Origin of the sequence: Bartonella birtlesii IBS 325 (assembly GCF_000273375.1) — a bacterium.
In the GTDB taxonomy this organism is placed as follows: domain Bacteria; phylum Pseudomonadota; class Alphaproteobacteria; order Rhizobiales; family Rhizobiaceae; genus Bartonella; species Bartonella birtlesii.
Map to the genome: position 1 here is coordinate 661,329 of NZ_CM001557.1, position 5,549 is coordinate 666,877.

Sequence of the window (5,549 nt, forward strand, 5' to 3'; positions counted from 1 at the left end):
TAAAAACGGATATTCATAAAGGGGTTAAAAATGGGATTACTAATATAGTTACCAAGGTGGGAGATTTGTCCCATGTACTAGAGCGAGGGGATGAAAATGCAGCCACGATAACTATTGGTGCTAACACAGCACACACTAAGGTAAGTTTTATAAATAATAAGGGTGAGGCACGGATTGTTTTGGGTGTTGCTGCTGGCGATCTTTCAAAAGATTCAACCGAGGCAGTAAATGGTTCCCAGCTTTATCAATTAACAAGAGGTTTAGCAATTAATACTACTGGCAAAGATTTTACAGATGCGGTAGCTGATGCAGAAAACTCAGTTGCTCTCGGTAGCAAAGCCATAGTTGGTAAAAGCTCTGTCGGTGGGCTTGCTTTTGGTTACGGTGCATCTGTAGGTAAAGATGCTAATAAAACTGTGCTAAATGGAATTGCCTTAGGTACAAATGCATTTGTATCTGGTGAAAATGGAGTTGCCCTTGGTGCAGGTGCAAGAGCTGAAAACGAATTTGCATTTGCTCTTGGTGCTAACGCAAGTTCCACCAAAGGAGGTGTTGCTATTGGTGCTAATGCAGACTCAATGGTAGATTCGGTTGCTATTGGCCACAAAGCAAAAATTAATGGTCAAGGTTCGATTGCTATTGGTGCTAATGCAATAGCTAAGAGTGTCTCTTCGGTTGTTATTGGTAAGAATGCACAAGCTTTAGATCGTGATATAGTTATTGGTTATGAAGCCTATGCCGATAAAAAAAGCTATGATGCTCTTGTTCTTGGTAATTCAGCAAAGGTTGCAGAAGGCTCCGAAAGGGCAGTTGCTATTGGTAGCCAAGCAGAGGTTGGTGCAAATGCTTCCAATGCGATGGCTATTGGTTATAATGCAAAAGCATCCGTTACGGATAGTATTGCCTTAGGTGGATACTCTATCGCAAATGTTAAGGGCGGTATTGCAGGTTATGATCCTAGGACCAGAAAGAACTCAGATAAAGAGGACAGCACATGGGTATCTACAAAGGGTTATGGTGCACTCAGTATTGGTAATTCTGAGAAAGGTAAAACCAGACAAATTGTAAATGTTGCAGCGGGTACCAAAGATACCGATGCCGTGAATGTTGCGCAACTAAAAGCTCTACAAGATTCTACAAATCCAAATTGGGAGCTTTCTGTTAATGGTAAAAATAAAACCAATGTTAATTCAACCAACCCAATGGATTTGGCAGCTGAAAGTACAAATCTTACTCTTACCAAAAGTGAAAAAGACAATAACATAAAATTTGATCTAGCGAGGGATCTTGTAATCGATAAAGTACAAACAGGAAACAATACCTTAGATGCAACGGGCTTAGTGATCGGCAATGGTCCCAAAATAACCACTTCTGGTATAGATGCAGGAAGTAAAAAGATAACAGGCGTACAAGCCGGTGCAGATAATACCGACGCTGTGAATTTTGGGCAATTGAGCGAAGTCAAGCAAGAAGTCCAAGAACAAGTAGCTGCCAATAGTTTTATAAAACAAGCTTCCGATACAAGACACATCACCATTGGTAAAGAAACAGATGGTGATAAAATCGATATTACCAATAAAGATAGTAGCGCTCGAACTATTTCTGGTGTGAAAGCTGGTACTGCAGAGACCGATGCCGTCAATTTTGCACAGCTAAAGGCAATAAAAGAAGCAACGGTTGTAAAAGGTTTAAAAATTAACACCACTGAAAAATTTTTTAAAGATCCTATAGCTGATGGAGAAGATTCGATTGCTATCGGTAATGGTGCCAGCGTTGGCGTCTCTGGGGCAATTGCTATTGGTTGGAATGCAAACACTAGCTCCTCGTGGTCAATTGCTTTTGGTAAAGAGACAAAAATTGATGCTAAATCTGAATATTCATTTGCTTTTGGTTCCGGGGCGAGCGTTAGCAAAGGTTCCCCCTCTTCGTTTGCATTTGGTTACAATGCAAAAGTTGGTGAAGATGCCAAGTCTTCGTTTGCTATTGGAACTGGCGCCAGCGTTAGTGAAGGTGCCAACTCTTCATTTGCTATTGGCGCTAACGCCAGTACCGACGACAGCTATTCGTTTGCTTTTGGCTCCAGTGCAAAAGTATCAGTTAGAGACGGTATCGCTTTAGGTTCAAATTCTATTGCAGATGTTGGTGGTGGTGTACCAGGTTATGATCCTAGAACCAGAAAGAACGAACTTAAACAAGACAACACATGGTTATCTTCATTGGGTGTATTCAGTATTGGCGATGGTAAAAAAGGTCTAACCAGACAGATTGTAGGTGTTGCAGCTGGTGCTGCAGACACTGATGCCGTAAATGTTGCACAGCTAAAAGCTCTACAAGACTCTACAAATCCAAGTTGGGATCTTTTGGTTGATGGTAAAAATAAAACGAGCGTTAATTCAATTAGCCCGGTGGATTTGGTAGCTGGAAGTGGCAACCTTAACATCAACAAAGGCGAAGACGACAACAAGGTCACATTTGATTTAGCAAAAGATCTCACATTAAATAGCATAAAATTAGGGGAAGAAAGCATATCAGGTAATGAGAAAGCCTCATCATATGCAGCAGCAGGTGTAGTAACTTTAGACAGAACGGGCTTAATCATTAAAGATGGTCCACAAGTCACTATTTTTGGTATTAACGCTGGCAGTAAGAAGATAACAGGAGTAGCAGAAGGTATTGAGGAAACCGATGCGGTGAATTTTTCACAACTGAAGACGGTTGAAAAAGATATCAAAGAACAAGTAGCTGCCAGTAGCTTCGTAAAACAAAATGCTGAGACGCAACACATCACCATTGGTAAAGAAACAGGTGGTGATAAAATCGACATTACCAATAACAAAGGTGATACGCGTACTCTTACCGGTATAAAGAATGCCGCACTTTCAGCAGAGTCGAAGGAAGCTGTCACCGGTTCACAACTATTTACGACAAATCAGAAAGTGGATACAGTCTCCATTAATCTTCAAACGTCTGCCGTGAATATAGCCAAATTCTTTGGAGGGAGCACTAAATATGAAAATGGTGCATGGAGTACCCCAATTTTTACGCTTAAAACAGTTAAGGATGATGGAAGCTCTGAAGAGAAGATTTATAATAATGTCACGGAAGCTTTATCTGGAGTTAGTACGTCTTTCACAAATGTTCAAAGACAGATAACTGAACAAATTAGTAATGTGATTAACACAATGGAAAGTGAGAATCTTGTACAGCAAGAGCAAGCAACAAATAATATTACCATTGGTGCTAAGCAAGAAGGCAGTGTCATTAATATCACCAACAAGAATGGTGAAGCTCGGACGCTTTTGGGTGTGAAGACAGCAACAAAAGATAATGAAGCGGTTAACAAAGGTCAGCTTGATACAAGTATCAAAGATGTAAATAACGAAATAACGAATAAGTTTAACGACTTTACCAATAACATAACAAATATTACGCAACAGGTTCAAGGTGATGCTTTATTATGGGACAAGGATGAAAAAGCGTTTGTTGCTTTTCATGGAGAGGGAAGCGCAAAAACCAACAGCAAGATCACGCATCTTTTAGATGGCGCCATTTCTTCTAGTTCGAAAGATGCGATCACAGGTAGTCAGCTGTATTCAATGGGGAATGCAGTTTCAGCTTCTTTAGGCGGTGGAGCGAGCTATGAAAGGGGAAGTTGGATTGCCCCAACTTTTACAGTGAACAAATTTGATATTAAAGGCAATGCAACGCAAGAAGATTATAAAACTGTTTCGGATGCTTTATTAAGTTTAAGCACTTCTCTCACGAATATTCATAATGAGATGAACAATGAAATTTCTCATGTAAAAGGTATGAGTCTTGTTAAGCAAGATGACAAGACAAAGCTTATCACTGTTGGTGGAGAGGAAGACGGTACTATAATCAATATAGCCAACAACGATAAAGAGGACAGAACGCTTTTTGGTGTAAAGGCGGCTGAGAATGCGAATGAAGCAGTTAACAAAGCACAACTTGATAAGCTCGATAAGAAAATTGAATCTACGAATTCTTTTGCAGTTTTTTATGATAAACAGTCGGATGATACTGTTAATTATAAGAGTGTGACTTTTGGTGGTAAAAATAAAGAATCTGTTGCTTTGCATAATGTTGCGGATGGTGTACTGACAAAAGAATCGCACGATGCAATTAATGGCGGTCAAATTACGACAATATTTCAGCAGGTAGTTAAGTATTTTGGTGGCAGTGCAACCTTTAAGGAAGGTATTTTTACGGGACCAATTTATAAATTACTCAGTATTTCTGAAAATGGGACGGTAGGGCAAACGGATCATGATAATGTTGTTTCAGCATTTGAAGGTCTTGATACAAATATAAAGAATGTAAATAAGCGTATTAAGGAGGTTTCGCAAAGCGTTAGTGGTGATTCTTTATTATGGGATAAGAACAAAGAAGCCTTTGTTGCTCTCCATGGGGAGGGAGAAATAAGAACAAACAGCAAGATTACCTATCTGAAGGATGGTGATATTACAGTAAACTCAAGTGATGCAGTAAATGGTTCTCAACTTTATTCTTTAAACGAGCAATTAGCGATCTATTTTGGTGGTGGCGCTGGTTATGATAAGCAAGGAAATTGGCAAGCTCCAAATTTTAAGATCAAGCAGTTTGATGAAAATGGAGGCTCTGAAGAAAAGAATTATAGCAATATTTCTGATGCATTGAGTGGGGTTGGAAATTCTTTCACGAATATTCAGAATAAAATTACCCATGAGATTAGCAAAATAGAAATCGAGAATCTTATTAAGCAGGAAGAAAAAACAAGGCGTATCACGATTGGTGGAGAAAAAGATGGCAGTGAAATCAGTATTGCAAACAGTGCAAGCAGTGTACGTAGCCTTTCTGGTGTAAAAGCAGGGCTTCTTACAGTAGAATCAACGGAAGCGGTCAATGGTTCTCAGCTTTATTCGGTAATCAATGTACTTTCTAGTTATCTTAGTAGAGATGCGGGATATAAGGATGAACAATGGCTTACGCCAAATTTTAAGGTTGCACAATTTACGGCTGATGGTGTGGTAAGTAAAAAGGAGAACTATACCAATGTTGCATCTGCATTTGAAGGTGTTAACGAAAGTATGACAAATATCAACAATCGTATCCATGATATTGAACAGAGTGTTTTCTCGGGAGGCTTAAATTGGAGTGAGACAGAAAAAGCTTTTGATGCGCGCCATAAAGGTCAAGACAGCAAGATTAAGCATGTAGCGGATGGTAAGATATCAGAAAATTCGAAAGAGGCCGTTAATGGTAGTCAACTTTGGCAAACGAATAAGAAAGTTGAAGAGGTTGAAAGCCATGTCAATATGATTGATAAGCAAGTAAAAGATATTGCTAGTGTGGCAGATATTGCTGTTAAGTATGATGAAGGCAATGATGGCAAGAAAAAGAATAAAGTAACATTAGTTGGTGTGAATGAGAGTGATCCAGTATTAATAGACAATATAGCCGATGGCCGCATTGAAAGTGGCTCGAAAGAAGCTATTACAGGTGGTCAGTTGCATGATTATACGGATAAACAGATGAAGCTTATTCTTACT

1 protein-coding gene is annotated in these 5,549 nt (G+C 39.3%); it reads left to right on the top strand.

Translation table 11 applies throughout. The annotated features are described in order from the left end of the window. Positions 1 to 5,549 (top strand): hypothetical protein (locus QWU_RS10110; RefSeq protein ID WP_169313101.1); only part of this gene is annotated, 5,549 nt, incomplete at both ends.